Consider the following 26,241-nt stretch of genomic DNA (forward strand, 5'->3'; position numbering starts at 1 on the left):
CGGGCACTACGTACGTACACGGTGATTTGTTTGGGTGCGGGGGGCGGCGCTGATGGAGAGATGCATTCGCAAGGTCATCCGCCAGCGGTCGGTGACCCGACGCAAGATCTTTCCGAATCTAGGCGCGCGAATGCCAGATTTAGAAATATGGAAATGTTGCCTCCTGTATCTCTGCTTATTGCGAGTGCGTCTTGGCAAGGCTTCGATCGCAATTCAGTGATCTGGGTTCGATGTCCCTATTCGGGGCGATAGTATTCGGTCGGTTTAGGCTCGCTTTACCTGGCTGAGGCTAAAAGGCAACATGCGTACACGGTTGTTTACCATGTTGGGGTCCGAGTACTGATTTCGTTGGTACGGCGCTGTACCGAACGGCACGCGCCGCGGGCGGGACAGCCGCCCCGTGCGCTGTCCGGCGCGGCGGGCGAATCACCGGCGAGTCCCGGCCGGGCTCGGAGCCGCCGCGGCGGCGACCTAGTCGAGCCGGACCAGGAGGTCGCGCATGCCGCCGACATCGACGAACGCGGCGAGGTCGCGGGCGAGCAGGTCGGCATGTCGCTCCGCGTAGGCGGCCGGCGTCAGCGTCCGCAGGAACGAAGTCACCGAGTCCGCGAGCGGCTCGGGAAACGCCCAGCCCAGGCGTTCCGCCACCGCGTAGCGGCCGCTGGCCGTCGCGGCGCGCGCCAGAGTCAGGGCGCCGCACAGGCCGCCCTCGTAGAGCCGGTTCGGCAGGAGCCAGTCCGAATTCAGTCCGTCATCGAGGTAATCGACGGCCCAACTGAAGTGAATCCCACTGTAAATCTCCGGAAGATCGCGGGGATTGGCGTAGGGACCACGGAACGACATGTTCGGCCGGCCGTCCAGCGTGTCCGCCAGGGCGCGCGGGGCGATGTCCTCCTCGGAGAGGCGCCCGGCCAGGACGATCCGCACCGAGTCGCCGAGGGCGTCCGCGATGGCGGCGAGGATCGTCAGGCTCCGGCGGCAGCGCAGCGTCCCGAACCAGCCGATCACCCAGGGCGGCTCCGCCGTCCGGGTGCGGTCCAGGCGGGTCGACACCTCGCCGAGGCGGTGGCCCATGACCTTGTTCTCGAGGAGGTGCCACGCGCCGGCGAAGCCCTGGACGGGCCGGAAATACCGGTCGATGAAATCCGGGGCGCTGACGACGAGGAGGTCGCTTTGGCCGAGGAGCCAGCGCTCGACCGCGCGGGCGATCCGCCCCGGGGCGTCCCGCCGGACCATCAGCCGCTGGATGTCGAGCACCTCGTAGACGAGGCGCGCGCGGCTCCCGGCGAGGCGCGCCGCGGCCCAGGCCACGAGAGCCATGTCGAGGTTGCGCACGTAGATCACGTCCGCCGCGCGCAGGTCGCGCCGGCGGCGCAGCGCCCGGGCGATGCCGACGGCGAGGCGGGGCAGGCGGCGGGCGTAGTTCCGGTCGACGGTCAGGCCGAGGGGGACGACGTCGTCCGCCACCGGGGCCTCGGCCACCACCCCGCCGGGGCGGTCCCGCTCGAAGGCGTACACGGTGACCGACCACCCGGCGTCCCGGATGGCGTCGACCCGCTTCCGGACCGTGGGCTCGGCCCTGTCGTGTCCGAAGAAGGCGACGCGGCGGCCGCGCGCGGTCGCGGGGGCGGTCGCGAGCGCGGCGACCGGGGCCGGCGCGTAGGCCGCCACGGGGTCGAGGCCTTCGGCGCGCGGGCCGGTCACGAGGCCGCCTGAGTCGCGCCGCGGGCGTTGCGCCGGGCCGCGGCCCAGCGGGTCAGCGCGCCGCGCAGGCCGCCGCGCCGGACCGTCGGGCCGTCGTTGGTCTTGTTGAGCACGATGCCCAGAACGGTGCTGCCGCCCGACTCGAGGTCGTGCACGGCGGCGGCGACGTCGTCGATGCTGGTCCGGCCCGCCTCCACCACGATGATCAGGCCGTCGAGTCCGTCGAGCAGCGGCCGGAGGGTGGGGAGCTCGTCCACCGGCGGCAGGTCGACGACGACGCGGTCGAGGGCGGGGCGTCCGTCACCGACCACGGCGGCGACGCCCTCCGGCGTCATCAGGTCGCTGAAATGGGGATCGTTCGGGTGGCGGTTGCCGCAGGCGAGCAGGCGGACCTCGCCGGGCTGGGGCCGGACCGCCTCGGTGGCGCAGCAGCGGCCGGCGAGCACGTCGAGGAGGCCGCGCTGCTCGGTGGCCTGGCTGAGCCGCGAGAGCGTGGCCTGCCGCACGTCGGCGTCGATCATCAGCACCCGCCCGGAACTCGAGCGGGCGCGGGCGAGGAGCTGGCCGAAATTGCTCGCGAACAGGGTCTTGCCCGCGCCGGTCCCCACCGAGGTGACGCCGATCGCGAAGACCGGGCCGCGGCGGTCGCTGCCGAGGACGTGGGCCTTGAGGCTGTGCAGGCGCTCGACGAACACCGATTGCGGCATGAACCGCACGGCGCTCGCCCGGAACGCCTCGACGCTGGCCGGGCGCTGCGCCTCGTTGGCGTGGGCCTGCGCCAGCGCCAGGGCCGCCCGGAAGCCGGGCTCGCGCCGCAGCTCGGGGAGGGCGGCGAGGCAGGTCAGGCCGTGCCCGGTCAGCTGCCGGGGCGTGCGGATCGTCCGGTCGAACCAGTGCCGCGCGAAGGCGCCGCTGACGCCGAACCCGGTGCCGACCAGCAGACCGAGCAGCATGATCAGGCTGCCGCGGGGCGCGCTCGGGGATTCCGGCACGGTCGCGGGCGTGATCACGTGGGCGGAGGGCTGCGGGTAGGATTGCTGGTTGACGGCGTCGATGTAGCGCTGGAGCAGGTTCGTGTAGATCTGGTCGTAGGTCTCGGCGGTGCGGTCGAGTTCCTTCGCCTTGACCCGGGCGTTGCTCATGATCAGCGTCTTCGAGATCAGGGCGTCGAAGGCCGCCGTCATGCTGTCCTCGCGCGCCTTGGCGACCTCGTAATCGTGGTCGAGGGACACGGCGAGGCGCTCGAGCTCGGTGCGCAGCGACTGCTTGGCCGCCTGGATGTCCCGCTGGATCGCCTGGACCGCCTCGTGGTCGGGGCCGAGGCGGCGCTTCAGGTCGTCGGCGCGCTGCACGAGGTCGACGTACTGCCGGCGCAGCTGGATGATCACGCTGTCCTTGAAGGCCTCGGTGATCCCCGGATCGGCGATGTCGGAATCGAGGAGCCCGCGGATCTGGTCGCGCACCGCGCGGGCGTCGACGGTCTTGGACCGGGCGGCGGCCACGGCGGTGTTGAGCTCCTCGACCTGCTGCTCGCCCACGAGGCCGCGCTTGCCGAGGTCGATGATGGTGTGCTCGGCCTTGTAGGTCTGGGCCTCGCGCGAGGCCTGGCTGGCGCGCTGCTGGAGTTCCTTCAGGCGCGGCAGCATCCACTCGCCGGCGACCTTCCAGACCTGGGCCCGGTTCTCCAGCTCGGTGCTGACATAGGCCTCGGCCACCGCGTTCGCGACGGCCGCCGCCGTGGCGGGATTGTCGGCGCTGTAGCCGACCTCGATGACGTAGGCGGCGCCGATGCGGCTGGCCTCGACGTTCTCGCGCAGCGTCCGCGCCTGGCGCAGGTCCGGGCTCACGGGAGCGGGCTCGCGGACCGGCCGCTCGGCGCCGATCAGCCGGAGGGCCTGCGCCTTGGCGGCCTTCACGAACTCCCGGACCTTCGCGACGAGCGGGTGCGTCGGCGTCGCCAGATCCCGCAGGGCCGACCCGTCGAGCCTGTGCACGGCGGCGAGGGCGATCTTCTCCGAGCGGATGTACTCGACCTGGCTCTCGACCTCGGCGATCTCGAGCGGGGTCCCGGCGTTGGGCGTGTCGCGGGCCGTGACCGGGCTGGAGCGGCTCTCGATGTAGACGCGGGCCCGGGCCGTGAAGATGGCCGGCGCGGTCGCGACGTAGATCCCGGCGCAGACCAGCCCGACGGCGGCGAAGGCCAGGATCGACCGCCAGTTCTGCCGCGCGATGGTCAGGATCGAGACCTGGGACTCCGTCTCGGGCGAGAAGGGCTGGCCGCGCCAGGCTCCGGTCCCGCCGGGGCGGGTCGCACCGATCGGCAGGAAGGACGCGCTGGTCGAGTGTCGGTTCATGGATCTCTCCTCGCCGCGGCGGTCACCGCCCCGGAGCGCTCTCCGTCAAGGGGACGCCGGCTCGGCCCGATGGGCGCGTCGAGCCGGGGTGGTGGGTCAGTTCTGGCCGGCCCCGTCGCCGACGCCCCGCATGGCGGGATCCGGCTTGAGCGCGATCTCCACGACGTCGCCCGGCAGGAGCGCCGTGTCCTCGGCGGCGTCGATCTGCGTCTTGGACGGGCCGCTCTGCCGGTAGACGGCGATCGCCGCCTGCGCCCGGCTTCCGGACAGGAGCTGCGCCCGGAGGGCGCCGGTGTAGACCAGCTTGTCGTTGATGCTGTTCAGGCGCGACCGGTACGTCGCGAGGTTGTTCTCCGCGACTTGGAGCTTCTCCAGGGCGTCCATGGCCTGCACGTCGTCGACCCGCTCGAGCTTGCGGCCGACCTCGCTCTTGTCGCGCTCGAGCTGGGTGAGCTGGACCGTCGTCTGCAGGGCGCGGGTCGAGGAGAGCAGGACGGCGCGCCGCGCGTCGGTCAGGCGCGTCGTGACGACCGCGCCGCGCTGGAACAGCGCCCGCACCGTGTCGTAATCCTCGGCGTCGGCGGTGACGCCCTCCTTCTCCTTGGCCTGCTGCTCGCTGAGGCTGGCGAACTGCGTCTGCGTCCGGTTGAGGGACCGCTGCAGGTGGTCCTTCTCCTTGGCGATGTCGGTCATCTGCACCCGGAGCTGCTGCTCGGCGAGCTTCTGCGCGGGGGTCGCGCGGCTGCCCGGGGCGACGTCCGCCGGCGGCGGGGACTTGTCGCCCCGCGACGCGGCGACGATCGCCTTCAGGCGCCAGATCGTGGCGGATTCCCGCTGGATGCTCGCCCAGGTGCTGTCGTACTCGGCGCGCAGGTTCGCCGTCTCGACGACGGGGTTCTCCATCCTGAACCGCAGGAGGTTGTAGCCGCCCGCCAGGGCGATGGCCTGCCGCACGGTCATGCCCGGGTGGAACGGGTGCTCGCCCTGCTTGGTCACGTCGCCGCTCAGGTAGACCGGCTGGTACTTCGAGATCCGCACCCCGATCTCGTCGGGCTCGAGCACGGCGATCGATTCCTTGCCCTCGGAGTTGCGCTGCCGCACCGCCTTGGCGGGCAGCGCCTTCTGCAGGCTCTGGCGCAGCTCCGCGACGGTGAGCCCGGCGGCCGGCACGTCCCCGAGCAGCGGGACCATGACGGTGCCGTCCGTGGAGACCGTCGCCTCCTGCTTGAAGGTCGGGATGCTGAGGGCCGTGACCTCGATCGTGTCGCCGGGACCGATGCGGTACTCCGCGGCCGCCGGCAGCGCCGACAGGGCGAGCAGGCACGCCGCGAGACCGGTGCGGGTGGTGGCGCGGGTGGCCGCGGTCTTCGTCGACGTCTTCGACACGCATCGTCCCCTTGAGGCTCGCCCTCGGAGCCCGGGCGCGGCGGTCGAGCGGCGGGACCGCGCGCCGGCCTCACGGGCTCCTGAGGGCTGAGACGGCATGATGCGTAACGGCCGAGCCGGCCGGGACCCCTCCAAAAGGCGGGCGCGCGCATCCATGCCGGGGCGGGGGCTTCGCCTTTCGGCGTAGCCCCCCTGTCCGGAACGGCGCGCCGGGGCCGGGAGGGGCCGCCCCGGATGGGCGCCGTTCGCCTTTCGACGGACGAACCGCATCGAAAGCCTGGGTTCCCGGCCGTCCGCAGCTCTGTGCAGTTTTGACGCACAGAAGTTGTGCGGAAGGAGCGGCGGTTATGCCGATTACCGATGCGGATATTGGGTCAGATGTGGGTATCTTCTACCCGGATCTAGTCAATATTTATGGATGTCGAATCGAAAGCGGTTCGCGCATCGGCCCCTTCGTCGAGATCCAGCGCGGCAGCCGGATCGGCCCGCGCTGCAAGATCTCCTCGCACAGCTTCATCTGCGCGGGCGTCTCGATCGGGGCCGAGGTGTTCGTCGGCCACGGCGTGGTCTTCACCAACGAGCTGTATCCGGAAGCCACCAACGCGGACGGCAGCCTGAAGCGGGACGGCGAGTGGGAGCTCGTCGAGACCGTGGTCGAGGCCCGCGCCTCCATCGGCTCCAACGCCACCATCGTGGCGGGGATCACCATCGGCGAGGGCGCCCTGGTCGGCGCCGGTGCCGTCGTCACCCGGGACGTCCCGGCCTTCGCCATCGTCGCCGGATGCCCCGCGCGGGTCGTCGGCGACACGCGCACCAAGCGCGCCGAGAGCGCCGCGCGCGCCCGTTCCGTCCAGTCGCCGCGGCCCGAGCCGGCCGAGCCTCTGCAGGTTGCTTGAGGGGAATGCAGTCATGATCTCGATCGGTATCGTCGGCTACGGCTACTGGGGGCCGAACCTCGCCCGGTGCACCTCGGAGAGCGAGCGCTGCCAGCTGGTGGCCATCGCCGACCAGTCGCCCGCCGCACTCGCCCGGGCCGGCAAGCGCTACCCCGCCGTCCAGCTCCATCAGGACTGGCGCGACCTCGTGGCCGATCCCGCGATCGACGCCGTCATGGTGGCGACGCCCGTGAGCTCGCACTTCGAGATCGCCATCAACGCGCTCCGGGCCGGCAAGCACGTCTTCATCGAGAAGCCGATCACGCCCTCGGCCTTCGAGGCCCGGCTGCTGATCGAGGAGGCGGCCAAGCGCAACCTGACCCTGATGGTCGACCACACCTTCGTCTACACGGGCGCGGTCGAGAAGATCCACGAGCTCGTCACGACCGGCGCCATCGGCGACGTGTTCTACTACGACTCGACCCGTGTGAATCTCGGCCTGTTCCAGCGCGACGTGAACGTGATCTGGGACCTGGCGGTCCACGACCTCGCCATCCTCGACCACATCCTGGACCTCGCCCCGGTGGCGATCTCGGCGAGCGGCACCGGCCATTTCAGCGGTCGCCCCGAGAACATGGCCCACCTGACCGTCTTCTACCCGCGCGGCGTCGTCGCGCAGATCAACGTCAACTGGCTCGCGCCCGTGAAGGTGCGGCAGACGCTGATCGGCGGCAGCAAGAAGATGATCGTCTACAACGACCTCGACCCGATCGAGAAGGTCAAGGTCTACGACCGCGGCGTCACCGTCGGCGGCGGCTCGGACGACATCACCGAGCTGATGGTCTCCTACCGGACCGGCGACATGTGGTCGCCGCACCTGTCCTTCCGCGAGGCGCTGATCGTCGAGATCGAGCACTTCGCCGACTCCATCGAGAACGGCACCGCGCCCATGACCGACGGCCACAGCGGCCTGCGCGTCGTCGAGATGCTCGAGGCCGCCATGCGCTCCCTGCGCCAGAACGGCCACCCCATCGACCTCATGCCACTTGCGAGGGCCTCGTGATCCCCTTCCTCGACCTCAAGGCGCAGTACGCGGCGATCGGCGGCGACGTCGAGACCGCGGTTCTCAACGTCCTGCGCAGCGGCGACTTCGTCCTCGGCCCGGCGGTCAGCGCCTTCGAGGCGGCCTTCGCCGAGGCCTGCGGCGCCCGCCACGCGATCGCCGTCAGCAGCGGCACCGCGGCCCTGCACCTCGCCCTCCTCGCCCTCGACATCGGTCCGGGCGACGAGGTGATCACGGTCTCGTCGACCTTCGTGGCGACGGTGGCGGCGGTGCTGTACGCCGGCGCCACCCCGGTCCTCGTCGACATCGACCCGGTCAACTGGACCATGGACCCTGCCCTGGTCGAGGCGGCGATCACGCCCCGCACCAAGGCGATCCTGCCGGTGCACCTCCACGGCCGGATGGCCGACCTCGACGCCCTGGGCGCCATCGCCCGGCGCCACGGGGTCGCCCTCGTCGAGGACGCCGCCCAGGCGCACCTCGCCGAGCGCGCCGGCCGCAAGGCCGGCACGATCGGGGATATCGGCTGCTTCAGCTTCTATCCCGGCAAGAATCTCGGGGCCTACGGCGAGGGCGGCGCCATCGTCACGGACCGGGACGACCTCGCCGCGGCGGCCCGCTGCCTGCGCGACTGGGGTCAGCAGGGCAAGTACAACCACGTCCGCCACGGCTTCAACCTGCGCATGGACGGCGTCCAGGGCGCGGTGCTGGGGGTCAAGCTCCCGCACCTGGAGGCCTGGACCCGCGCCCGCCAGGCGGTGGCGGCGGAGTACGGCGCCCGTCTCGCGGGCCTCGGACTGGAGCTGCCGGCCCCCGCCGGGCTCGACCACGTGTTCCACGTCTACGCCGTGTCGACGGCGGACCGCGAGGGGCTGCGCCAGTACCTCAACGCGGCCGGCATCGCCACCGGCATCCACTACCCCGTCCCGGTCCACCGGCAGCCCGCCTACAGCCACCTCGACGACGGCGCCGGCCGGCTGCCGGTCACCGAGCGGCTGGCCGCCCGGACCCTGTCCCTCCCGATGTTCCCCGAGATGACGTCCGCGCAGATCGACACCGTCTGCCGGGCCGTCACCAGCTACTGCGAGGTCGCCGATGCCCAAGCTGCGTGAGGTCACCAAGGGAAGCCGGTTCAGCGGCGACCTGCGCGGGACCCGGATCCTGGTCACCGGCGGATCGGGCTTCATCGGCTCCCACATCATCGACCTGCTGGTCGAGGCCGGCTGCGACGAGATCGTGGCCATCGACAACATGATCCGCGGCCGCCCCGAGAATCTCGGGGACGCCCTCGGCTCCGGCCGCGTCCGCCTCGTCCAGGGCGACATCCGCGACCGCGCCCTGATGGACACGCTGATCAAGGGCACCGACGTGGTGTTCCACCAGGCGGCCCTGCGGATCACGCAGTGCGCCGCGGAGCCGCGCCACGCCTTCGAGGTGATGGCCGCCGCGACCTTCAACCTGCTGGAGAGCTGCGTCGAGGCCGGCGTCGCCAAGGTGGTGATGGCCTCCTCGGCCTCGGTCTACGGGATGGCGGAGGTCTTCCCGACGACCGAGAAGCACCACCCCTACGACAACCGGACCCTGTACGGCGCCGCCAAGTCCTTCGGCGAAGGTCTGCTGCGCTCGTTCAACGACATGCACGGGCTCGACTACGTCGCGCTCCGGTACTTCAACGCCTACGGCCCGCGGATGGACCTGACCGGCCGCTACACCGAGGTCATGGTCCGCTGGATGCAGCGCCTGGCCGAGGGCCAGTCGCCGATCGTCTTCGGCGACGGCCTGCAGACCATGGACCTCGTCCATGTCCGCGACATCGCCCGGGCCAACATCCTGTCGGCGATCTCGCCGGCCACCGACGTGGTGCTCAACGTCGGCACCGGCGTCGAGACCTCGCTGGTCGACCTCGCCGGCCACCTCACCCGGATCATGGGCCGGGACGGCACGCCGCTGATCCACGAGGCCGAGCGGGCCGTGAACCCGGTGCCCCGGCGTCTCTGCGACACGAGCCTCGCCAAGGAGCTGATCGGCTTCGAGGCGAAGATCGGGGCCGCCGAGGGCCTCGCCGACCTCGTCGCCTGGTGGCAGGACGAGTCCCGCTCCGAGCATCTGCGGCGGGCGATGGCATGATCCCGATCGCCAAGCCCGAAGTCGGCGACTCCGAGGCCGAGGCCGCCGCCGCCGTCGTCCGCTCCGGATGGCTGACCCAGGGGCCGCAGGTCGCGGCCTTCGAGACGGAGTTCGCCGCGACCGTCGGCGCGCCCCACGCCTGCGCGGTCTCGAACTGCACGACCGCGCTGCATCTCGCGCTCCTCGCCGTCGGGGTCGGCCCCGGCGACGAGGTGGTGACGGTGAGCCACAGCTTCATCGCCACCGCCAACGCCGTCGCCCAGTGCGGGGCGACGCCGATCTTCGTCGACATCGACCCGGCCACCTTCAACATGGCTCCGGACGCCGCCGCGGCGGCGATCACCGCTAAGACGAAGGCGATCGTCTGCGTCCACCAGATGGGCATGCCCTGCGACCTGGAGGCGATCGCCGCGATCGGGCGCCGGTCCGGCATTCCGGTGATCGAGGACGCGGCCTGCGCCATCGGCTCCGAGCGGCTCCAGGGCGACGTCTGGCGGCCGATCGGCAGCCCGGCGGGCGACATCGCCTGCTTCTCGTTCCACCCGCGCAAGGTGCTGACCACCGGCGACGGCGGCATGATCACCACCGCCAGCGCCGCGTGGGACCGGACCTTCCGGCTGCTGCGCCAGCACGGGATGAGCGTCTCCGACATCGCCCGCCACGGCAGCGCCCGGGTGGTGATCGAGGAGTACGCCATCGCGGGCTTCAACTACCGGATGACGGACGTGCAGGCGGCCATCGGCCGGGAGCAGCTGAAGCGGCTGCCCGACCTGATCGCCCGGCGCCGCGCCCTCGCCGACGGCTACCGCGCGCGGCTGGCCGACCTTCCCGGGGTGACGCCGCCGCCCGAGCCGATGGGGCTGCGCAGCAACTGGCAGAGCTACTGCGTCCGCCTCCCGGACGACGCGGACCAGCAGGCGGTCATGCAGGCGATGCTCGACCGGGGCATCGCCACCCGCCGGGGCATCATGTGCGCGCATCTGGAGCCGCCCTACGCGGAGGCGCCGCGGCGGTTCGCGCTGCCCGAATCCGAGCGGGCGCGCGACCACGCGATCCTGCTGCCGCTCTACGCGGCGATGACGGAGGCGGAGCAGGATCAGGTCGTCGACGCCCTGCGCGACGCCCTGCGATGATCCCCGCACCGGTCAAGAGCCTCGCCCGGACGGTCGGCCTGACGCGCCCGCGCGTCGCCGCCGCCCGGATGGCCTGCGAGCGCACGACGCTCGCCCTCGCCCGGATCCGGCGGCCGGCGCCGGGCGGCCGCATCCTCTGCTACCACTCGGTGGGCCAGTCGGAATGCGGCGTCAACGACGTCAGCCCCGCGCGCTTCCGCCACCAGCTCGAGCGGGCGCTCGGTCTGGGCTACCGCTTCGTGCCGGCGGCCACGATCGCCGACGGGCGCGGCGGCGCGCGGGATCTCGCCGTCACCTTCGACGACGGCTGGCGCAGCGTCCTCAGCGGGGCGGCGCCGGTCCTCAGCGATCTCGGGATCCCCTGGACCCTGTTCGTCGTGTCGGGCTGGCTCGACCGGCCCGAGAGCGCGCCGCCCGGAATCCTGGGCTGGCGCGCCATCGAGGCGCTCGCCGCGAACGGGGTCGAGATCGGCAGCCATTCCGTGACCCACCCGGATTTCGGGCGCCTCAGCGCGGAAGAGGCGGCCGAGGAGCTGGAGGAATCCCGGCGCGCCATCGGGGCCCGCCTTGGCGTCCTGCCCGACTCCTTCGCGATCCCCCTGGGGCAGTCGGCGAACTGGACGCGGGCGGCCGCCCACGCGGCCCGGGAGGCGGGCTACCGGATCGTCTACGCGCAGGCGGTGGAGACCCGTCCCGCCGGAACCGTGGCGCGCAGCTTCGTCACGCAGTTCGACAACGATCTCGTCTTCGGTGCCCTGCTCCGGGGCGCCTACGACGCCTGGGAGGAGTGGGTATGAACCGACCCGCGCAGCGCCGCGTCTCCGTCGTGGTGCCCACCTGCAACCGGCCCGCCTTCCTGCGCGAGGCCCTGGCGAGCATCCGCGCCCTGGAAGGCCCCGACCTCGCCTTCGAGATCATCGTCGGCGACAACGGCGAGCCGGGGCCGGCCGCCGAGGTCGCCGCCGCGTTCGGCGCGATCCACGTCCCGGTCGACCGGCCCGGCGCCGGCGCGGCCCGCAACGCCGGCCTGACCCGGGCGAGCGCGCCCTACGTGGCGTTCCTCGACGACGACGACGTCTGGCAGCCGGCGCATATCCGGGAGCATCTGCGCCTGTTCGAGGCCGATCCGGAGCTCGGGGTCGTGTTCGGGCAGATCGTCACCGCCGACCACGACCTCGTGCCGACCTACGGCCCCTGGCCGCCGGAACTTCCGTCCGACAAGGGCGCGCTGCTGCGCCGCATGCTGAGCGGCTACTTCCCGCAGATCGGGGCGACCGTGGTGCGCCGGACCGTCGTGGACGCGATCGGCCTGTTCGACGAGGCCCTGCTCGGCGATCAGGACTGGGACTGGCAGCTGCGCGCGGTCCGCGGCCACGGGGTGGGCTTCGTCGCGGCGCCCTGCGTCCATTTCCGGCAGCGGCCGGCGGGGACCTTCGACCGCCTGATCGCACGCCGGATCCACTTCACCCGCGTGGTCTTCCGACGCCACGCGCCGGCGCTCGGCGTCTCGCGGATCGCGGCCCTGCGGCTCTATTTCGGGACCGTGCAGGGTTACTACGACGCCCTGCTGGACGCCACCGAGGCCCACATGGCCCGCGGCGACCGCCGCGCGGCCGCGGGGGCCTTCCTCACGGCTTTCCGCCTGATGCCGCACCGGGCGATCCGGCAGGCCTTCCGGCCGACGCGCGTGCGCGCGGCCCTGCTGGCGCTGGCCGCTGGGCCGGCAGCCCGGCCGCTGACCGCCGACCCGAAGACGCGCTGAGCCGGACGGGACTGTCGCTCCGCGGCGCGGGCCTCCCCGGGGCCCGGCCGCCGGAGCGCGCTCGCTGTGTCCCTGTCGTACCCGGCGCGCGCCGCCGCCCGGGAGGCCGCGCCGTCCTGCGAGGCTCGACCGCCGCTCCCGGCGAAGCGCGGGCCGTCGCGGCGGACGCCCGTGAGGGCCCGGAGACGACCGCTCCGGCCTCCGGCGCCGCGCGAGTCGGAGGGGACCGCGTCGCCGGTCGCGACGCGCCCCGTCCCCGCATGACCGACTTGCGGCCGCCCGGGCCCAGGTGGCGGCCTCAGGTGCTGGGGACCTGCGCCCGGACCCGCATCGGGCCGAACCGGTCCTTCACGTTGCGGACCAGCCATTCCGGGAGGAGCAGCCGCACCGGTTCCCAGAGGCCGGAGAAGTCGCCCGCGCGGCGCAGGACGAGCCAGGAGGCGACGCGCTGGCGCAGCGGCAGCATGCCGATGTAGTTCTTGGTCATCTCCGACACGGGGAAGTCCGAGCCGAACATGTCCTGGTGGCGCAGGTCCGGCTCGCCGAGATGGGGCGTCTCGGCCGGGCCGGCCGCGTCGGTCTCCGGGGGCAGCCGGGGCAGGGCCCGCGCCTGCGCGTAGATCGCGTCGAGTCCCGCCAGCCAGGCGGCCGGCGCGTAGAGGCCGGCGACCGCGGCGGCGCTCTCGGCGCCCGCGGCGTCCCGCGCGGCGGCGTCGGTGATCAGCGCCGTGAGGTGGGCCTCGTAGGCGGCCTGGTCGTGGGCGACCCGGGCCGTGACGTCGAGCCCCGGATGGTTGATCGCCACGATCTCCGCCGCCGCGGGGGCCTCGAAGCGCGTGACCAGCGGCAGCCCGTAGGCGGCGGCCTCCAGCATCGAGGTCGACGACACGAACGGGTAGGAATCGACGTAGATGTCGGCCGCCTCGAAGAAGACCCGCGGGTCCGGCAGCTCGGCATGGGCCGTGATGCGCCCGCCGGTGGCGGCCCGGGCCCGTTCCCAGTCGGCCCGCTCGCCGGGGCCGACCACGATGAGCCGGGCCTGCGGATGCGCCGCGAGGAGGTCGACGTGGCGGTCCGCGTAGGTGACCGCCCCGACGTTGCGGTACTTCGCCCCCCGGGCCACCGAGACCAGGAGGACGCTGTCCTCCGGGACACCGAGGGCCCGCTTGGCCGCGCTGCGGGTTCGCTGGCGCTCGGGCAGGGTGATCAGGGTCGGCAGCAGGAGGCTGCGGGCCGGATCGACGCCGCGCCGCGTGACGGCCAGCCGGCGCGCGGCCTCGCGCAGGTTGATCACCGCGTGACTGATCCGCGTCCCGATCCAGAACAGGTGGTCGGCGTGGTTGAGGAGCAGGACCGGCGGGCTCTTCGCCGGATCCGCGAAGGCGATCAGCGGGACCACGTCCTCGCAGTGGATGTGCAGGACGACGACGTCGTAGCCGCGCGCGATCTGGCGCAGCTCCCGCGCCCAGGCGAGCTTGTCGCCCTTGTGGTGGTTCAGGTGGTGGATCCCGCCGCCGCTCTCGCGCACCGCGGCGGTGATCCGCGCGTCGACCGGGCCGCGGTGCTGGGTCAGGGCGACGCCGTTGACCCGGTCGCGGTCGGCGCCGATCCAGAGCGCGAGCATCTTGGTGAGGCCGCCCACCGGGGCGAGCTGCGTGCAGACGTGGAGGACGCGCCGGTACGGGGCCCCGTCGGCGCCCGCGCCGTGCCGGGCGTCGCCGCCGCCGTCGAGGGTTCGGCCGATCCCGGTCATCAACCGTTCGAGGCGCGGGCTCGCGAACACGCCGCAGTGCCGGTGCGCCGCCAGGGTCGCCGCGATGGCGGTCTCGACGGCCGCGCCGGCCCGGTCGCCGGCCGCCGCGAGGCGCTCCGCGTGCCGCACCCGGGCATCGAAGGCGGCGAAGTTCGACCGGATCCGCCCGGCGCGGGACGCCGTCCCGCCCGCGGTTCCCCCATCGCCGTCACGGCAGAGTTCCGACGCGCCTTTGACCATCACGCCCTCCGGGCCTCAGCGCTGCGACGCGGCGCCGTACGTTGTCCAGGTCCCCGCCTCGTGGAACACGCCGAAGACGTCCGGCGCGAAGACGGGGTGCTCGATGTGGAAGCGGCCGCCGATCTTGGCCGCGAGGAGCCGCTCGAAGCCGCGCTGCCGGACCACCACCGAGACCGTGTAGGTGTCGGCGGTCAGGGTCAGCGGCGGCGTCAGCAGCTCCACCTCGCCCTCGCCCGAGAGGGCGGTCAGGCCGGCGCCGTCCGCCTGCGTGCTGAAATTGCAGCAGAGCAGCTCGTCCGACCGGGTGATCGAGAACAGGACGTGCGGGTCGGCGACCGGCTCCGCGGCGCTGTAGCGGGCCCGGATCCGCATCCGCTCGCCGTGGCGGAACAGCGTCCGCGGCGCGCCGGATTCGTCGGCGATCGTCACGTCGCTGATCCGGACCGGCAGGTCGCCGGCGTCGGGGCGGAACCACGCGGTGTCGGCGAGGTAGCTGTCCCGCTCGTAGTGGGTCAGGCCCTCGTCGGTGGGGCCGTCATAAGCGACGCGGCCGCCCTTGATGTAGATCACCCGCTCGCACATGGTCTTGATGCTGAACATGTTGTGCGAGACCAGCAGGATCGTCGAACCCTTGCCCTGGAGCCGTCGGGCGAAGTCCATGCACTTGCGCTGGAAGGTGTAGTCGCCCACCGCCAGCACCTCGTCGAGGAGCAGGATGTCGGGCTCGAGATGCGCGGCGACCGAGAAGGCCAGCCGGACATACATGCCGCTGGAGTAGCGCTTCACCGGCATGTCGATGAAGTCGCCGATCTCCGAGAACGCGACGATCGCGTCGAACTTCGCGGCGATCTCCCGGCGGTCCATCCCGAGGATCGAGCCGTAGAGGAAGATGTTCTCGCGGCCGGTCAGCTCCCGGTGGAAGCCGGTGCCGACCTCGAGCAGGGCCCCGACCCGGCCCTCGAGGCGGATCCGGCCGGTGGTCGGCGCGGCGATCCGCGACAGGAGCTTGAGGAGCGTGCTCTTGCCGGCGCCGTTGAGGCCGATGATGCCGACATTCTCGCCGTGCCGGATGCCGAAGCTGACGTCCTTCAGCGCCCAGAAGCTCTCCTGCGACGGTCGGGCGGCGGAGCGGCGGGTCACCAGGCCGCGGACGCCCTCGCTCAGCGCGTCGCGCAGCGAGTTCTGGTGCGCGGCGCGCGGGGCGCGCCAGTACTGCTTGCCGATATCCTGTACGCTGATTGCCATCGACATCAGATTACATCCGCGAAGGAGCGCTCCATGCGCTGGAAGAAGATCAGTCCGCTGACGAGCAGGGCGAGCGCGGCCGTGACCGAGACGGCGACCGCGAAAACGTCGGGCGGCGTGCCGCCCAGGATGGCGAAGCGGAACGCCTCGATCAGGCCGACCATCGGGTTGAGCGCGTAGATCCAGCGCACCGAGGCGGGCACGATGCTCGACGCGTAGACGATCGGCGAGGCGTACATCCAGATCTGGATCAGGAACGGCAGCGTGTGCTTGATGTCCCGGAAGCGGACGTTGACGGGCCCGAGCCAGAGGCTCACCCCGAGGGCGAGCATCGCCGTGACGATCAGGGTCGGGACGGCCAGGAGGAGGTGCCAGTCCGGCACCGCCCCGTACCAGGCCATCAGGGCCAGCAGCACGCCGAGGGCGATGGCGAAGTCGACCATCGGCGACACCACCGTCGCCAGCGGGATGACCAGCCGCGGGAAGTAGATCTTGCGGATGAGCTCGGCCTCCGCCACGAGGCCGTTGGCGCTGCGCCGCACCGCCTCGGAGAAGTACGTCCACAGGACGACCGCGCTGCCGGCGAAGAGTGCGTAGGGGGCGCCGTCGGTGGGGATCTTGGCGAAGTGCCCGAAGATCACCGTGAAGATCAGCACGGTGAAGAGCGGCTGCGCGATCGCCCAGGAGGCGCCCATGGCGGTCTGCCGGTAGAGCACCTTCAGGTCCCGCAGGATCAGGACGCGCAGCAGGTCGCGATACTGCCAGAGGCCGACCGCGTCGAAGGCGACGATCCGGTCGTCGGGCGCGATCTCGGTCACCCGCAGCGTCGACGGGTCGGTCCGCTGTTCGGCCGGCCCGCGCTCCGACGTGCCGAGGGCAAGCGCATCCAGAGATTTCATCATTCGAGGCGGTCCCGCATGACGCTCTGAGCCCGTGGTCGAGCTCGGGGGACTCGGTGCGAATCGGAAGTTGTGCCGCCCGGTCGTCCCGCCGGAACGGGCTATCATCGCGGTGCGGCGGTCCGAATTACACCTTTCGTCGTATCGGTCCGGCCGACTGAAGTGGTGGTTGTGATCAACGACCGTAATCGTAGCCAATCACGTCAAATGAGACCTCGGGGGGCGCCGCGCGCGGCGCCGGTCCCCGTCCGGGACGACCGGCTCTGATCGGCCGGCGACCGGGGCCAGGTTTCGGGAGAACCGCCATGCAGGACCCCGTGAGCGCCGCCGGCGCTCCGCTCGTGACGATCGCCATGCCGGCCCTGAACGAGGCCGCGCACATCGCCGACGCCATCGCGTCGGTGCTGCCCGACCGGGACGCGATCGCCTGCGAGCTGCTGGTGCTGGACGGCGGCAGTCGCGACGACACCTGCGCGATCGTCGCCGCCCTGAGCGTCCGGGACCCGCGCATCCGGCTCGTCCACAACGAGCGCCGCATCCAGGCGGCGGCGATCAATCTCGCCGCGCGGCTGGCGCATCCCGCCTCCACCTACCTCGTCCGCGCCGATTGCCACGCCGTCTATCCGGAGGGGTTCGTGCAGAATCTCGTCGGCACGATACGCCTGCGCGAGGCCGTCTCGGTGGTCGTGCCGCTCCGGACCGTCGGGGTCACACCGCTGCAGCGGGCGATCGCGGCCGCGCAGAACAGCCGCCTCGGCAACGGCGGCTCGGCCCACCGGCAGGGTGGGATCTCGGGCTACGTCGCCCACGGCCATCACGCGGTCTTCGACCGGCGCGAGTTCCTGCGGGTGGGCGGCTACGACGAGACCTTCACCCACAACGAGGATGCCGAACTCGACCGGCGGCTCTGCGCCGCGGGCGGGCGGATCTACCTCGCCGCCGAGCTCGCCATCACGTACTTCCCGCGCGCCTGCCTGGGCAGCCTCGCCCGGCAGTACCTCCACTACGGGCGCGGCTGCGCGCGGACCCTCGAGAAGCACGCCAGCCTGCCGCGCCCGCGCCAGATCCTGCCGGCCCTGGTCCTGCTCTACGCCGTCGCGGCCCTGCCGCTGGCGGCCCTGATGCCCGCCCTGCTGCTTCCCCTGCTGCTCTATGCCGGAGGCTGCGCCCTGAGCGGCCTCGCCCTGGCGCTGAAGGCGCGGGAGCCCGTCCTGGTGATGAGCGGCCCGGCGGCCGTGACCATGCACCTGTCCTGGGCGGCGGGGTTCCTGTCCTACCCGGGCTACCGGCGGACGCTGTTCCGGGCCGCCCTGCGCCGGAAGCGCCGCCTGCTCGGCCTGCCGCCGGGATCCGACGCGGCGCGCGTCAATTGACCGGCTGAGGCCCCGTCGTCCGCGCGCCCGGCCTGTTCGGGGCGCGGACGAGGCGTGTCAGAAACCCGACGCTCTCACGCATCCGTCGCCCGTTGGCCCTTCGGGGCGGTGGTCTCGCGCGGCCAAGGCGATTATCGACACGCGCAACGATCCGGCCGCGCAGAGGGCCCGGAGACCGGCCGCGCGCCGCGCGCGGCAGCCCAGGAGAGTTGTGACCGTGCCCGACAGTACCCCGCGTCCCGTGATGCTCGTGATCCTCGACGGCTGGGGTCTGCGGGACGCCGTGGCCGACAACGCCGTCCACCAGGCCAGGACCCCGGTCTTCGACGCGCTGATGCGGGAGCGTCCCCGGGCGCGGCTGAAGACCTTCGGCGCCGATGTCGGCCTGCCCGAGGGTCAGATGGGCAATTCCGAGGTCGGCCACCTCAATATCGGGGCGGGCCGGGTGGTCCTGCAGGACCTGCCGCGGATCGACGCGGCGGTCGCCGACGGCTCCCTCGCCCGGAACCCGGCCCTGATCCGGTTCATCGAGGCGCTGCGCGCGTCGGGGGGAACCTGCCACCTCGTCGGCCTGCTGTCGCCCGGCGGCGTCCACGCGCACCAGGACCACGCCGTGGCGCTGGCGCGCGCGCTGACGACGGCCGGCATCCCGGTCCGGCTCCACGGCTTCACCGACGGGCGCGACATGCCGCCCCGCTCCGCCGCCGCCTGCATCGCCGACGTCGAGGCGGCCCTCCCGAAGGGCGCCCGCATCGCCACCCTGTGCGGCCGCTATTTCGGGATGGACCGCGACCGGCGCTGGGAGCGGGTCCAGAGAGCCTACGACGCCCTCACGGAGGCGCGGGGAACCCGGTTCGAGCGGGCCGGGCAGGCCGTCGCCGCGTCCTACGCGCAGGACGTGTCCGACGAGTTCATGCAGCCCGCGATCATCGGCGACTATGCCGGCATGCGGGACGGCGACGGCATCCTGAGCTTCAACTTCCGCGCCGACCGGACCCGGCAGATCCTGGAGGCGCTCCTCGACCCGGCCTTCGCGGGCTTCGAGCGCGCGCGCGCGGTTCGGTTCGCCGCCGCCCTGGGGATCGTCCAGTACAGCGTCGAGATCGACGCCTTCGCCGAGACCCTGTTCGGGGCCCTCGACCTGCCCAACGGCCTCGGCGAGACCGTGGCCCGGGCCGGGCGCGCGCAGCTGCGCATGGCCGAGACCGAGAAGTACCCGCACGTCACCTACTTCATGAACGGCGGCCGCGAGGAGCCCTTCGCGGGGCAGGACGCGGTCCTCGTGCCCTCGCCGAAGGTCGCGACCTACGACCTGCAGCCGGAGATGTCGGCGCCGGAGCTCACCGACCGCGCCGTGGAGGCGATCGGCTCCGGGCGCTACGACCTCATCATCCTGAACTTCGCCAACCCCGACATGGTCGGCCATACCGGCAGCCTCGCGGCGGCCGTGAAGGCGGTGGAGACCGTCGACACCTGCCTCGGCCGCGTCGTCGAGGCGGTGACGGCCCAGGGCGGGGCGCTGCTGGTGACCGCCGATCACGGCAATTGCGAGATGATGCGCGATCCCGAGACCGGCGAGCCCCACACCGCCCACACCCTCAACCCGGTGCCCGCCGCGCTCGTCGGCGTCGACGGCGTGACCCTGGCCGACGGACGGCTCGCCGACGTGGCGCCGACGCTCCTCGACCTGATGGGACTGGACCAGCCGGCCGAGATGACCGGCACGTCGCTGATCCGCCCGCGGGGCCAGGGCTGAGGGCCGGCGGCACGCCGCCTGCAACGGCCGGGCTGTCATGCGCGCCGTCCCTGCGTTACCTCCCGCCACGGGCCGGTCTGTCCCAGCGTGGTGCGAGGTCGTGGTGCGTCTGACCGGTTCTAGGACATGATCGCCCGGCACAGCCTGATCTACGTCGGCTCCCGGGGCTTCGCGGCCGCCCTGAACATGGCCTCCGTGGCGGTGTTCACGCGGCTCGCGCCGGTGGAGAGCTACGGCACCTACCTGTACGTCCTGTCCTGGGCACTCGTGCTCTACGGGGCGACCTGCCAGTGGCCGAAATTCGCGTTCTTCGCCCTCTACGACGAGGCGCGCGAGCCCGCGCAGGTCGGCACCGTGGTGCGGATCCTGGGCGGCACGCTGCTCCTCGCCGGGCTCGGCAGCGCGCTCGCCGCCGCCCTCGGCCTGATGCCGGCGCGGATGGCGGCCGCGATCCTGGCGCTGGCCTTCGGGACCACCCTGTTCGAGGGCTCCACCGAGATCGCCCGGACCCGCCTGCGGGCCGGGGCGGTGGCGGCCTCGGTGATGAGCCGCGCCGTCCTGATCCTGGCCCTCGGCAGCCTGGCGCTGCACCTCTCGCAGGATCCCCTGCACCTCGCCTGCGCGGTGGCGGCCGCGAACGCCCTGGCGTCGCTCCCGGCCGCCGCCACGATCGCCCCGATGATGCCCGGCCGCGGCAGCCGGGCGGAGGCCCTGCGGTTGTTCGCCTACGGCTGGCCGCTGGTGCTGTCCTTCGGGACGGCGGCGCTCGCCCAGAGCCTCGACCGGCTGATCATCGCCAAGACGGTGGGGCCGGCGGGGCTCGGCGCCTACGGGGCCCTGGCCGACTTCCTGAAGCAGAGCTTCATCGTGTTCGGCGAGGCGATCGCCCTGTCGCTGATCTCGATCGCCAAGCGCGAGGCGCGGGTCGGCGGGATGGCGGCGGCCTCCGGGGTGCTGCGCGACGCCGCCCGGGCCATGACGCTGATCGCGGCCTTCGGGGCGGTGTTCTTCCTGTGCTTCGACGATCTGGTCGTGGCGGTGCTGCTCGGGCCCGACTACCGGGCCGAGGCGCGCGAGCTCGCCCCGGTGCTGATCCTGGCGAGCATCCTGATGATGTTCCGCGCCTACTACTTCGGGCAGGTGATCTACTTCGCCCGCTCCAGCGGCCTGGAGGCGGCCGCCGCCTTCGCGACCCTCGCCACCGTCGCCGCGCTGTCGCTCCTGCTGATCCCGCGCTTCGGCGCCGCCGGGGCGGCGCTCGCCTTCGCGGGCGGCCAGAGCGCGGCCTGCCTCGTGCTGGTGCTCGGCGCCCGCCGGACCGGCACGACGATGCCGCTGCCGCTCGCCGACATGGCCGGCATCGCCGGGATCGCGCTGGCCTGCGGCGCGGTGAATGCCGGCATCGCCCTGGTCCCCGGCGGGCTGATGCCGCCGGGGCAGGCCCTGCGCCTCGTCCTGCTCGCCGCCGCCGCCGGGGTGACGGCGTGGCGCTACGACGTGCTCGGCTTCGCCGGCGCGATCCGTCACCGCCTCGCGGCCTGACGGTCCCGCGATGGCAGGCCCCGCGTCAGGCACCCCATCGGACACGGCCGCGCTTCCCGGCGGGCTCGTGGCGGCGGTCCGGCCCCTCGACGGGGCGGCGCCCTGGGTCCCGGCCTGGCGGGCCCTGGGCCGGGCGAGCCTGGTGCGCAACCCGTTCTACGAGGCGGGCTACGCCCTGGCGGCCCGCGACGCGTTCGGGGCGGGCGTCCGGCTCCTCCTCGTCGCCGACCGGCCCCCCGAGGCCGCCGGGGCCCGGCTCGTCGCCGCTTGGCCGTTCCGGCCGTCGCGCCGCCGCTGGGGCGTGCCGCTGCCGCTGCTCATGGGCTGGACTCACGGCTACGCCCCGTTCGGGGCGCCGCTCCTCGACGGCACCGCCCCGGAGGCCGCCCTGGCGGGGCTGCTCGCTGCGCCGGGCGCCCTCGGCCTGCCGCCGCGCCTCCTCCTGCCGAACGCCCCGGCCGACGGCCCCCTGCCGGAGCTCCTGGCGGCGCGGGGCGGGCGCCGCGCCGCCTTCTGGCCGCACGACCGCGGGCTGCTCGACCTGACCGGGCTCGGGCCAGAGGCGCGGGCCGCCTATCTCGGGCACCTCTCCGGGCAGCGCCGCCGCAAGCTCCGCCGCGCCCGCGCGCGGCTGGAGGCTGCGGGGCCCGTGACCTTCGACATCCTCGCCGCGCCCGACGCCCTCGGCCCGGCCCTCGAGGCCCACGTCGCCCTCGAGGCCGCCGGCTGGAAGGGGGAGGCCGGCACGAGCCTGGCGCAGCGGCCGGCGGAGGTCGCGTTCCTGCGCGCCGCGCTGGCCGATCTCAGTGCCGATCTCGGGGCCGATCGCGGGGCCGCGGACGGCGTGCGGATCGCGCGCCTGCGCCGGGGCGACCGGCTCCTGGCCTCCCTGATCCTGCCGGTCACCGGCCGGGAGGCCTGGGTTCTGAAGATCGCCAACGACGAGACGCGGCCGGAGACCGCGCCGGGCGTCCAGCTCGTCCACCGGCTGACCGAGGCGGTGGCCGCGGGCGACTGGCCGATCGACCGGATCGATTCCTGCGCGCCGCCGGGCTTCGCCCTCGGCACCACCTTCTGGTCCGCGCGCCGGCCGATCGCCCATCTCCTGGTGGAGGCGGGCCGCGATCCGCTGTTCCCGGTGGCCCGGATCCTGGAGCGGGCCCGGGAGGGCGTCGCCCGGGCCCGCGTCACCATCCGAAGCGGGCGATCTGCTCCAGCCGCGCCCGCGTCGCCGCCGCGTCGCGGCCCATGACGGCGATCCGCCCGGACAGGTCGTAGCAGGTCGCGCAGAACGGCAGCTGCAGCAGCGCGTACCCGTCGTCGCGCGCCCGGGCGACGGAGGCGACGAGGCAGGGCAGGACCGGCCCGTCGGGCGGTCCGGCGAGGCATTCGGCCCGGGGGCTGCCGAAGGCCGGGCGGTTCGGCCAGGTCAGGAGGAGCGTGGTGCCGCCCCGGCGGTCCGGGGCCGGCGGCAGGGTGTAGCTGCGCAGGAACAGCGCGCAGGCCGCGAGGACGAGGATCGGCAGGATCAGGGCTGTGCGCATCGGCGGGCTCCGGACGCCTCAATCCCCCACGTCGAAGCGCGTCCGATAGAACACCTCGCGGCCGGCGCCGTCGATCACCCGGACGGCCTCGGCCGGCTCGCCCGAGCGCTGCGGCACCCGCGCGCGGGCGAACAGCCGCAGGGCCCGTTCCTGCGCGCTCTCCAGGCTGCCGACCCGCACGGAGATCCGCGTCTGGATCTCGTCCGGCTCCGGTCCGAGGACTTCGATGTGGAAGGTCTCGCGCACGGGTATCCGCCTGATCGAGGGACGTTCAGCGCCGGATATCGGGATCCGGCCGGCGGCCGCCATAGCATGTTCCGGTCGGATACCGGGTTCGGCGCCCCGCGTGGGCTGACCGCGCCGCGCTGTCGGGGCGCCGCGCGGCGATTCCTGGGCGCCGCGCCGCAGGCTCGGTCTCGGCACGAAGGCCAATTGCCCCGCGGCCCGCCGCGGCCCTAAGAGGACCGCTCCGCCCGAGGAGACATCACCGGAGCAACCCCGTGGACCCGCTCAAGGCCGCCGCAGCGACCCTGCTCTGCCTCGCCCTGTTCTGGCTGGCCTTCCGGCTGACCCGGCGCCTGGTCGATCTCGCCATCGCGGGGGGCTACGCCGAGGAGCGCCGGCGACTCGCCGAGGAGGAGGCCGCTCAGGCCGAGGCGGGCACCGTCCCGCAGGCCTCGGCCATCCGGGCCACCGCTTCGAGCTTGGCCTCGAACAGGGACCAGTCGTCGGCCGCGGCGATCGGCGCCCACAACGCCTCCACCTCGTCGATCAGGAGCGTGCAGGGCGCCTCCGCGAAGTAGGGGTGGTCGAGCCGCGCCCCCGGGGCGGGCGCGAGCGGCTCCAGCGCGGCCCGCACCGGCGCGAAGGCCTCGTGCGCGTAGTGGCCGGCGGACGGCCCGGCCTGCGCGCGGGGCGCGCTCGCGAGGCCGCCGTACCAGTCGAAGAAGAACCGCTCGAAGGGCGCCCGCGTCTCGGCGAGGAACCGCCAGACCGCCGAGACCAGCCGGTCGGTCTCCGGCCGCGGCGCCGCGGCGAGGCCGAGCCGGCGGAACAGCGCCTCGGCGAACGCCTCCTGCAGGGCCGGGCCGAAGCCCGAGAGGGCGGCTTCGAGGCGCGCCTGGGGGGCCAGCACCAGCAGGCAGTCGGCGAGCCGGGCGAGGTTCCAGAACAGCGCCTCCGGCTGGCGGCCGAAGCTGTAGAGCCCGGTCTCGTCGAAGTAGGCGGCCGTGAAGTCCGGGTCGAAATGCGGCAGGAAGCGCCACGGCCCGTAATCGAAGCTCTCGCCGGTGACGTTGATGTTGTCGCTGTTGAGCACCCCGTGGACGAAGCCGGCCGCCGCCCACTGCGCCCCCATCCGGGCGACCCGGGCGACCACGTCGTCCAGGAAGGCGACGGCGCGATCCTCCGCGCCGTCGCGCCAGAGTTCCGGCCGGTGGGTCGCGATCGCGTGGTCGAGGAGCCGGGCGATGTTGTCCGGCTCGCCGAGCGCCAGGAAGCGCTGGAAGGTCCCGATGCGGATATGGCCGTGGGACAGGCGCACCAGCACCGAGGAGCGCGCCGGCGAGGGCTCGTCGCCGCGCACGAGGTCCTCGCCGGTCTCGATCAGGCTGAAGCTCTTCGAGGTGTAGACGCCCTGCGCCTCCAGGAGGGCGGTGGCCAGCACCTCGCGCACCCCGCCCTTGAGGGTGAGCCGCCCGTCGGCCCCGCGCGACCAGGGCGTCGTGCCGCTGCCCTTGGTGCCGAGGTCGAGGAGGCGCCCGTCCAGCCGGTCGTGCAGCTGCGCGAACAGGAAGCCGCGCCCGTCGCCGAGGTCCGGATTGTAGGAGCGGAACTGATGGCCGTGGTAGCGCAGGGCCAGCGGCGTCTCGAAGCTGCCCGGTAGGGGCTCGAACCGGCCGAAATGGGCGATCCACGCTTCGTCGGACAGGTTGCCCAGGCCGACCCGCTCCGCCCAGGCCTGATTGCGGTAGCGCAGGATGGTCCGCGGGAACCGGGCCGGGGTGACGGGATCGAAGAAGGCGGGCCCGAGATCGGCGTGGCGCCGGGAAGGCGTGAAGGCGGTGTCGTCCATGCGGCGGCGCGTCTCTCCAGTCGGAAGGTAGACCACGTCCTACCAAGCCGGCGGAACGGGATCCGTTGCGGTTTCCGTCCTTGCGAGCGGAGCGGAGCAAGCCAGCCGGCGCCCCGGTCACGGAGGGCGCGCGGCCCTGGATCGCTTCCGTCCGCTCGCGAAAACGGCGGGAAGCCGTCATCGTGCGCGCTGTCTTAGGCGGCGGTTAGCCCACCTGACGCAGGGCCTCGCCGGCGATCATCGCGGCCGCGACCGCGACGTTGAGCGAGCGCAGGCCCGGCCGGATCGGCACCACGATCCGCGCGTCGGCCGCCGCGTGCACCGCCTCCGGCACGCCGGCGGATTCGCGCCCGACCATCAGGCAATCGTCCGGGCGGAAGGCGAAGTCCGTGTAGGGTACGGCGCCCGCCGTGGTGGCGAGGACGAGCCGGATCCCGGCCTCGGCCCGCCACGCCGCGAAGGCCGCGAAGGAGCGGTGCCGGGTGATCGCCACGTGGTCGAGGTAGTCGAGGCCCGAGCGCCGCAGGTGGCGGTCCGAGACGTCGAAGCCCGCGGGCTCCACGATCTCCACCGCCAGCCCGAGGCAGGCGGCCATGCGCAGCATCGTGCCGGTGTTCTGGGGAATGTCGGGCTGGTAGAGGGCAAGGCGGAGCATGGCGCCGGCCTTGTGCGGGGCGCGGGCCCGGCCGTCAAAGACGCGCCGCGCCGACGCGCAGCCGGCAAACCGCCGCGGCATCCCCGGCCGGCGCCGAGACCGCGCGGAACTTAAGCCCCGCCAGAACCTTGAGGCGGCGCCACCCCGTGTTCGGCCTCTCTGAAAGACCTGCTCCGATGCGCACCCCGCTCCTCGCCTCGGCCCTCCTGCTGGCCGGCCTCGCCACCGCCTCGGCGCAGACCGACGGCGCCAAGCCTGACGGCGGCAGCGCCGCGACCCCGGTTCCCGGTGCGCCCGCCACCATGGCCGACAACCTGCGCCCGACCTTCGTGGCGCAGAATCCCGACGACATGGTCGCCAGCAAGCTGATCGGCTCCAGCGTCGTCAACGGCGCCAACGAGACGATCGGGCAGATCGCCGATTTCGTCCTCGACCAGAAGGGCGCCGTGAAGGCCTGGATCATCGGGGTCGGCGGCTTCCTGGGGATCGGCTCGAAATACGTCGCGGTCGACCCGTCCGTGCTCAAGCTCGACCGCACCGACGGCAAGACCCTCCAGGCGCGGATCGACACGACCAAGGATCAGCTCCGGGCGGCGCCGGAATACGTCTATCTCGGCAAGGAGCCGCCGAAGGGCGCCGCCCCGGCGAGCCCCGCGGGGGAGCCGGCGTCGAAGCCGTAGCGGTCGCGCCGGCGCGGCGCCGGGCGGCCGGCGGCACCGCGCCGGCTTGCCTCCGCGCGCCGTTGTGTGCTGTGCC

General features: G+C 73.1%; 22 protein-coding genes. 12 read left to right on the top strand and 10 right to left on the bottom strand.

The window, feature by feature from the left end; all coding sequences use genetic code 11:
* Window positions 1–471 precede the first annotated feature (471 nt).
* From J3A75_RS30025 to J3A75_RS30035, 3 genes are all read right to left on the bottom strand, one after another.
* Window positions 472–1,704: a glycosyltransferase gene (locus J3A75_RS30025; protein ID WP_012321528.1), complete on the bottom strand. Its 1,233-nt coding sequence runs from the start codon at window positions 1,702–1,704 to the stop codon at window positions 472–474.
* Complete coding sequence (locus J3A75_RS30030) at window positions 1,701–4,058, bottom strand: GumC family protein (protein ID WP_071000189.1); 2,358 nt, start codon at window positions 4,056–4,058, stop codon at window positions 1,701–1,703. The genes J3A75_RS30025 and J3A75_RS30030 overlap by 4 nt, the downstream gene beginning before the upstream one ends.
* 96 nt (window positions 4,059–4,154) lie before the next feature.
* Window positions 4,155–5,444, bottom strand: a complete 1,290-nt coding sequence (locus J3A75_RS30035) for a polysaccharide biosynthesis/export family protein (RefSeq protein WP_012321530.1) — start codon at window positions 5,442–5,444, stop codon at window positions 4,155–4,157.
* 347 nt (window positions 5,445–5,791) lie between these two features.
* Here J3A75_RS30035 and J3A75_RS30040 point away from each other — a divergent pair, with 347 nt between their 5' ends.
* From J3A75_RS30040 to J3A75_RS30070, 7 genes are read left to right on the top strand one after another with little or no spacing between them, the layout of a single operon-like run.
* The gene (locus tag J3A75_RS30040; RefSeq protein WP_012321531.1) at window positions 5,792–6,340 is read left to right on the top strand and encodes an acyltransferase; all 549 of its coding nucleotides are present in this window, start codon (window positions 5,792–5,794) and stop codon (window positions 6,338–6,340) included.
* A gap of 13 nt (window positions 6,341–6,353) precedes the next feature.
* Window positions 6,354–7,382 carry a Gfo/Idh/MocA family protein gene (locus tag J3A75_RS30045; RefSeq protein WP_012321532.1) on the top strand — a complete coding sequence of 343 codons (1,029 nt, stop codon included), beginning with the start codon at window positions 6,354–6,356 and terminating at the stop codon, window positions 7,380–7,382.
* Complete coding sequence (locus J3A75_RS30050) at window positions 7,379–8,494, top strand: DegT/DnrJ/EryC1/StrS family aminotransferase (RefSeq protein ID WP_024828699.1); 1,116 nt, start codon at window positions 7,379–7,381, stop codon at window positions 8,492–8,494. Before J3A75_RS30045 ends, J3A75_RS30050 begins: the two co-directional genes overlap by 4 nt.
* A complete protein-coding gene (locus J3A75_RS30055; RefSeq protein ID WP_024828698.1) occupies window positions 8,478–9,509 on the top strand; it encodes an NAD-dependent epimerase/dehydratase family protein in 1,032 nt (343 codons plus the stop codon). Before J3A75_RS30050 ends, J3A75_RS30055 begins: the two co-directional genes overlap by 17 nt.
* Window positions 9,506–10,642 (top strand): DegT/DnrJ/EryC1/StrS family aminotransferase, encoded by a 1,137-nt coding sequence (locus tag J3A75_RS30060; RefSeq protein WP_071000190.1) that lies wholly within the window; start codon window positions 9,506–9,508, stop codon window positions 10,640–10,642. Before J3A75_RS30055 ends, J3A75_RS30060 begins: the two co-directional genes overlap by 4 nt.
* A complete protein-coding gene (locus tag J3A75_RS30065; RefSeq protein WP_058606246.1) occupies window positions 10,639–11,439 on the top strand; it encodes a polysaccharide deacetylase family protein in 801 nt (266 codons plus the stop codon). Before J3A75_RS30060 ends, J3A75_RS30065 begins: the two co-directional genes overlap by 4 nt.
* The gene (locus J3A75_RS30070; protein WP_012321537.1) at window positions 11,436–12,404 is read left to right on the top strand and encodes a glycosyltransferase family 2 protein; all 969 of its coding nucleotides are present in this window, start codon (window positions 11,436–11,438) and stop codon (window positions 12,402–12,404) included. The genes J3A75_RS30065 and J3A75_RS30070 overlap by 4 nt, the downstream gene beginning before the upstream one ends.
* 298 nt (window positions 12,405–12,702) lie before the next feature.
* Here J3A75_RS30070 and J3A75_RS30075 read toward each other — a convergent pair whose 3' ends face one another.
* From J3A75_RS30075 to J3A75_RS30085, 3 genes are read right to left on the bottom strand one after another with little or no spacing between them, the layout of a single operon-like run.
* Window positions 12,703–14,397, bottom strand: a complete 1,695-nt coding sequence (locus tag J3A75_RS30075) for a glycosyltransferase (RefSeq protein WP_012321538.1) — start codon at window positions 14,395–14,397, stop codon at window positions 12,703–12,705.
* 15 nt (window positions 14,398–14,412) lie between these two features.
* Complete coding sequence (locus J3A75_RS30080; RefSeq protein WP_029361107.1) at window positions 14,413–15,648, bottom strand: ABC transporter ATP-binding protein; 1,236 nt, start codon at window positions 15,646–15,648, stop codon at window positions 14,413–14,415.
* Window positions 15,648–16,544: an ABC transporter permease gene (locus tag J3A75_RS30085; protein ID WP_024828696.1), complete on the bottom strand. Its 897-nt coding sequence runs from the start codon at window positions 16,542–16,544 to the stop codon at window positions 15,648–15,650. The genes J3A75_RS30080 and J3A75_RS30085 overlap by 1 nt, the downstream gene beginning before the upstream one ends.
* A gap of 302 nt (window positions 16,545–16,846) precedes the next feature.
* Between J3A75_RS30085 and J3A75_RS30090 the strand changes: the two genes are divergently transcribed.
* The 4 genes from J3A75_RS30090 to J3A75_RS30105 all read left to right on the top strand — a co-directional run bounded on the left by J3A75_RS30090 (window position 16,847) and on the right by J3A75_RS30105 (window position 22,464).
* Window positions 16,847–17,914 (top strand): glycosyltransferase family 2 protein, encoded by a 1,068-nt coding sequence (locus J3A75_RS30090; RefSeq protein WP_024828695.1) that lies wholly within the window; start codon window positions 16,847–16,849, stop codon window positions 17,912–17,914.
* A 244-nt stretch (window positions 17,915–18,158) separates the two neighbouring features.
* Complete coding sequence (gpmI, locus tag J3A75_RS30095) at window positions 18,159–19,670, top strand: 2,3-bisphosphoglycerate-independent phosphoglycerate mutase (RefSeq protein ID WP_041372804.1); 1,512 nt, start codon at window positions 18,159–18,161, stop codon at window positions 19,668–19,670.
* A 126-nt stretch (window positions 19,671–19,796) separates the two neighbouring features.
* Window positions 19,797–21,212, top strand: coding sequence for a lipopolysaccharide biosynthesis protein (locus J3A75_RS30100; protein WP_053620563.1), 1,416 nt, complete (start codon window positions 19,797–19,799; stop codon window positions 21,210–21,212).
* A gap of 10 nt (window positions 21,213–21,222) precedes the next feature.
* Complete coding sequence (locus J3A75_RS30105; protein ID WP_058606242.1) at window positions 21,223–22,464, top strand: GNAT family N-acetyltransferase; 1,242 nt, start codon at window positions 21,223–21,225, stop codon at window positions 22,462–22,464.
* Here J3A75_RS30105 and J3A75_RS30110 read toward each other — a convergent pair.
* From J3A75_RS30110 to J3A75_RS30125, 4 genes are all read right to left on the bottom strand, one after another.
* A complete protein-coding gene (locus J3A75_RS30110; RefSeq protein WP_071000191.1) occupies window positions 22,400–22,756 on the bottom strand; it encodes a hypothetical protein in 357 nt (118 codons plus the stop codon). The genes J3A75_RS30105 and J3A75_RS30110 overlap by 65 nt on opposite strands.
* An 18-nt stretch (window positions 22,757–22,774) precedes the next feature.
* Window positions 22,775–23,002, bottom strand: coding sequence for a hypothetical protein (locus tag J3A75_RS30115; RefSeq protein WP_012321546.1), 228 nt, complete (start codon window positions 23,000–23,002; stop codon window positions 22,775–22,777).
* Between the two features lie 400 nt (window positions 23,003–23,402).
* On the bottom strand, window positions 23,403–24,830 hold the full coding sequence (locus J3A75_RS30120; protein ID WP_053620565.1) for a protein adenylyltransferase SelO: 1,428 nt from the start codon (window positions 24,828–24,830) through the stop codon (window positions 23,403–23,405).
* 205 nt (window positions 24,831–25,035) lie between these two features.
* The gene (locus tag J3A75_RS30125; protein ID WP_024828690.1) at window positions 25,036–25,485 is read right to left on the bottom strand and encodes a tRNA (cytidine(34)-2'-O)-methyltransferase; all 450 of its coding nucleotides are present in this window, start codon (window positions 25,483–25,485) and stop codon (window positions 25,036–25,038) included.
* Window positions 25,486–25,661: 176 nt separating this feature from the next.
* On the opposite strand from J3A75_RS30125, the gene J3A75_RS30130 reads away from it, so the two are divergent.
* A complete protein-coding gene (locus J3A75_RS30130) occupies window positions 25,662–26,165 on the top strand; it encodes a PRC-barrel domain-containing protein (RefSeq protein ID WP_071000192.1) in 504 nt (167 codons plus the stop codon).
* Window positions 26,166–26,241 lie beyond the last annotated feature (76 nt).

This window comes from Methylobacterium sp. PvP105, from assembly GCF_017876975.1.
GTDB lineage: Bacteria > Pseudomonadota > Alphaproteobacteria > Rhizobiales > Beijerinckiaceae > Methylobacterium > Methylobacterium radiotolerans.

What these genes read in the sequence shown, in the direction of transcription:
- J3A75_RS30030 (WP_071000189.1), bottom strand. Translation starts at nt 4,058, where the DNA reads ATGAACCGACACTCGACCAGCGCGTCCTTCCTGCCGATCGGTGCGACC.
- J3A75_RS30040 (WP_012321531.1), top strand. Translation starts at nt 5,792, where the DNA reads ATGCCGATTACCGATGCGGATATTGGGTCAGATGTGGGTATCTTCTAC.
- J3A75_RS30045 (WP_012321532.1), top strand. Translation starts at nt 6,354, where the DNA reads ATGATCTCGATCGGTATCGTCGGCTACGGCTACTGGGGGCCGAACCTC.
- J3A75_RS30055 (WP_024828698.1), top strand. Translation starts at nt 8,478, where the DNA reads ATGCCCAAGCTGCGTGAGGTCACCAAGGGAAGCCGGTTCAGCGGCGAC.
- J3A75_RS30060 (WP_071000190.1), top strand. Translation starts at nt 9,506, where the DNA reads ATGATCCCGATCGCCAAGCCCGAAGTCGGCGACTCCGAGGCCGAGGCC.
- J3A75_RS30065 (WP_058606246.1), top strand. Translation starts at nt 10,639, where the DNA reads ATGATCCCCGCACCGGTCAAGAGCCTCGCCCGGACGGTCGGCCTGACG.
- J3A75_RS30070 (WP_012321537.1), top strand. Translation starts at nt 11,436, where the DNA reads ATGAACCGACCCGCGCAGCGCCGCGTCTCCGTCGTGGTGCCCACCTGC.
- J3A75_RS30075 (WP_012321538.1), bottom strand. Translation starts at nt 14,397, where the DNA reads ATGGTCAAAGGCGCGTCGGAACTCTGCCGTGACGGCGATGGGGGAACC.
- J3A75_RS30080 (WP_029361107.1), bottom strand. Translation starts at nt 15,648, where the DNA reads ATGTCGATGGCAATCAGCGTACAGGATATCGGCAAGCAGTACTGGCGC.
- J3A75_RS30085 (WP_024828696.1), bottom strand. Translation starts at nt 16,544, where the DNA reads ATGATGAAATCTCTGGATGCGCTTGCCCTCGGCACGTCGGAGCGCGGG.
- J3A75_RS30090 (WP_024828695.1), top strand. Translation starts at nt 16,847, where the DNA reads ATGCAGGACCCCGTGAGCGCCGCCGGCGCTCCGCTCGTGACGATCGCC.
- gpmI (WP_041372804.1), top strand. Translation starts at nt 18,159, where the DNA reads ATGCTCGTGATCCTCGACGGCTGGGGTCTGCGGGACGCCGTGGCCGAC.
- J3A75_RS30100 (WP_053620563.1), top strand. Translation starts at nt 19,797, where the DNA reads ATGATCGCCCGGCACAGCCTGATCTACGTCGGCTCCCGGGGCTTCGCG.
- J3A75_RS30105 (WP_058606242.1), top strand. Translation starts at nt 21,223, where the DNA reads ATGGCAGGCCCCGCGTCAGGCACCCCATCGGACACGGCCGCGCTTCCC.
- J3A75_RS30110 (WP_071000191.1), bottom strand. Translation starts at nt 22,756, where the DNA reads ATGCGCACAGCCCTGATCCTGCCGATCCTCGTCCTCGCGGCCTGCGCG.
- J3A75_RS30120 (WP_053620565.1), bottom strand. Translation starts at nt 24,830, where the DNA reads ATGGACGACACCGCCTTCACGCCTTCCCGGCGCCACGCCGATCTCGGG.
- J3A75_RS30125 (WP_024828690.1), bottom strand. Translation starts at nt 25,485, where the DNA reads ATGCTCCGCCTTGCCCTCTACCAGCCCGACATTCCCCAGAACACCGGC.
- J3A75_RS30130 (WP_071000192.1), top strand. Translation starts at nt 25,662, where the DNA reads ATGCGCACCCCGCTCCTCGCCTCGGCCCTCCTGCTGGCCGGCCTCGCC.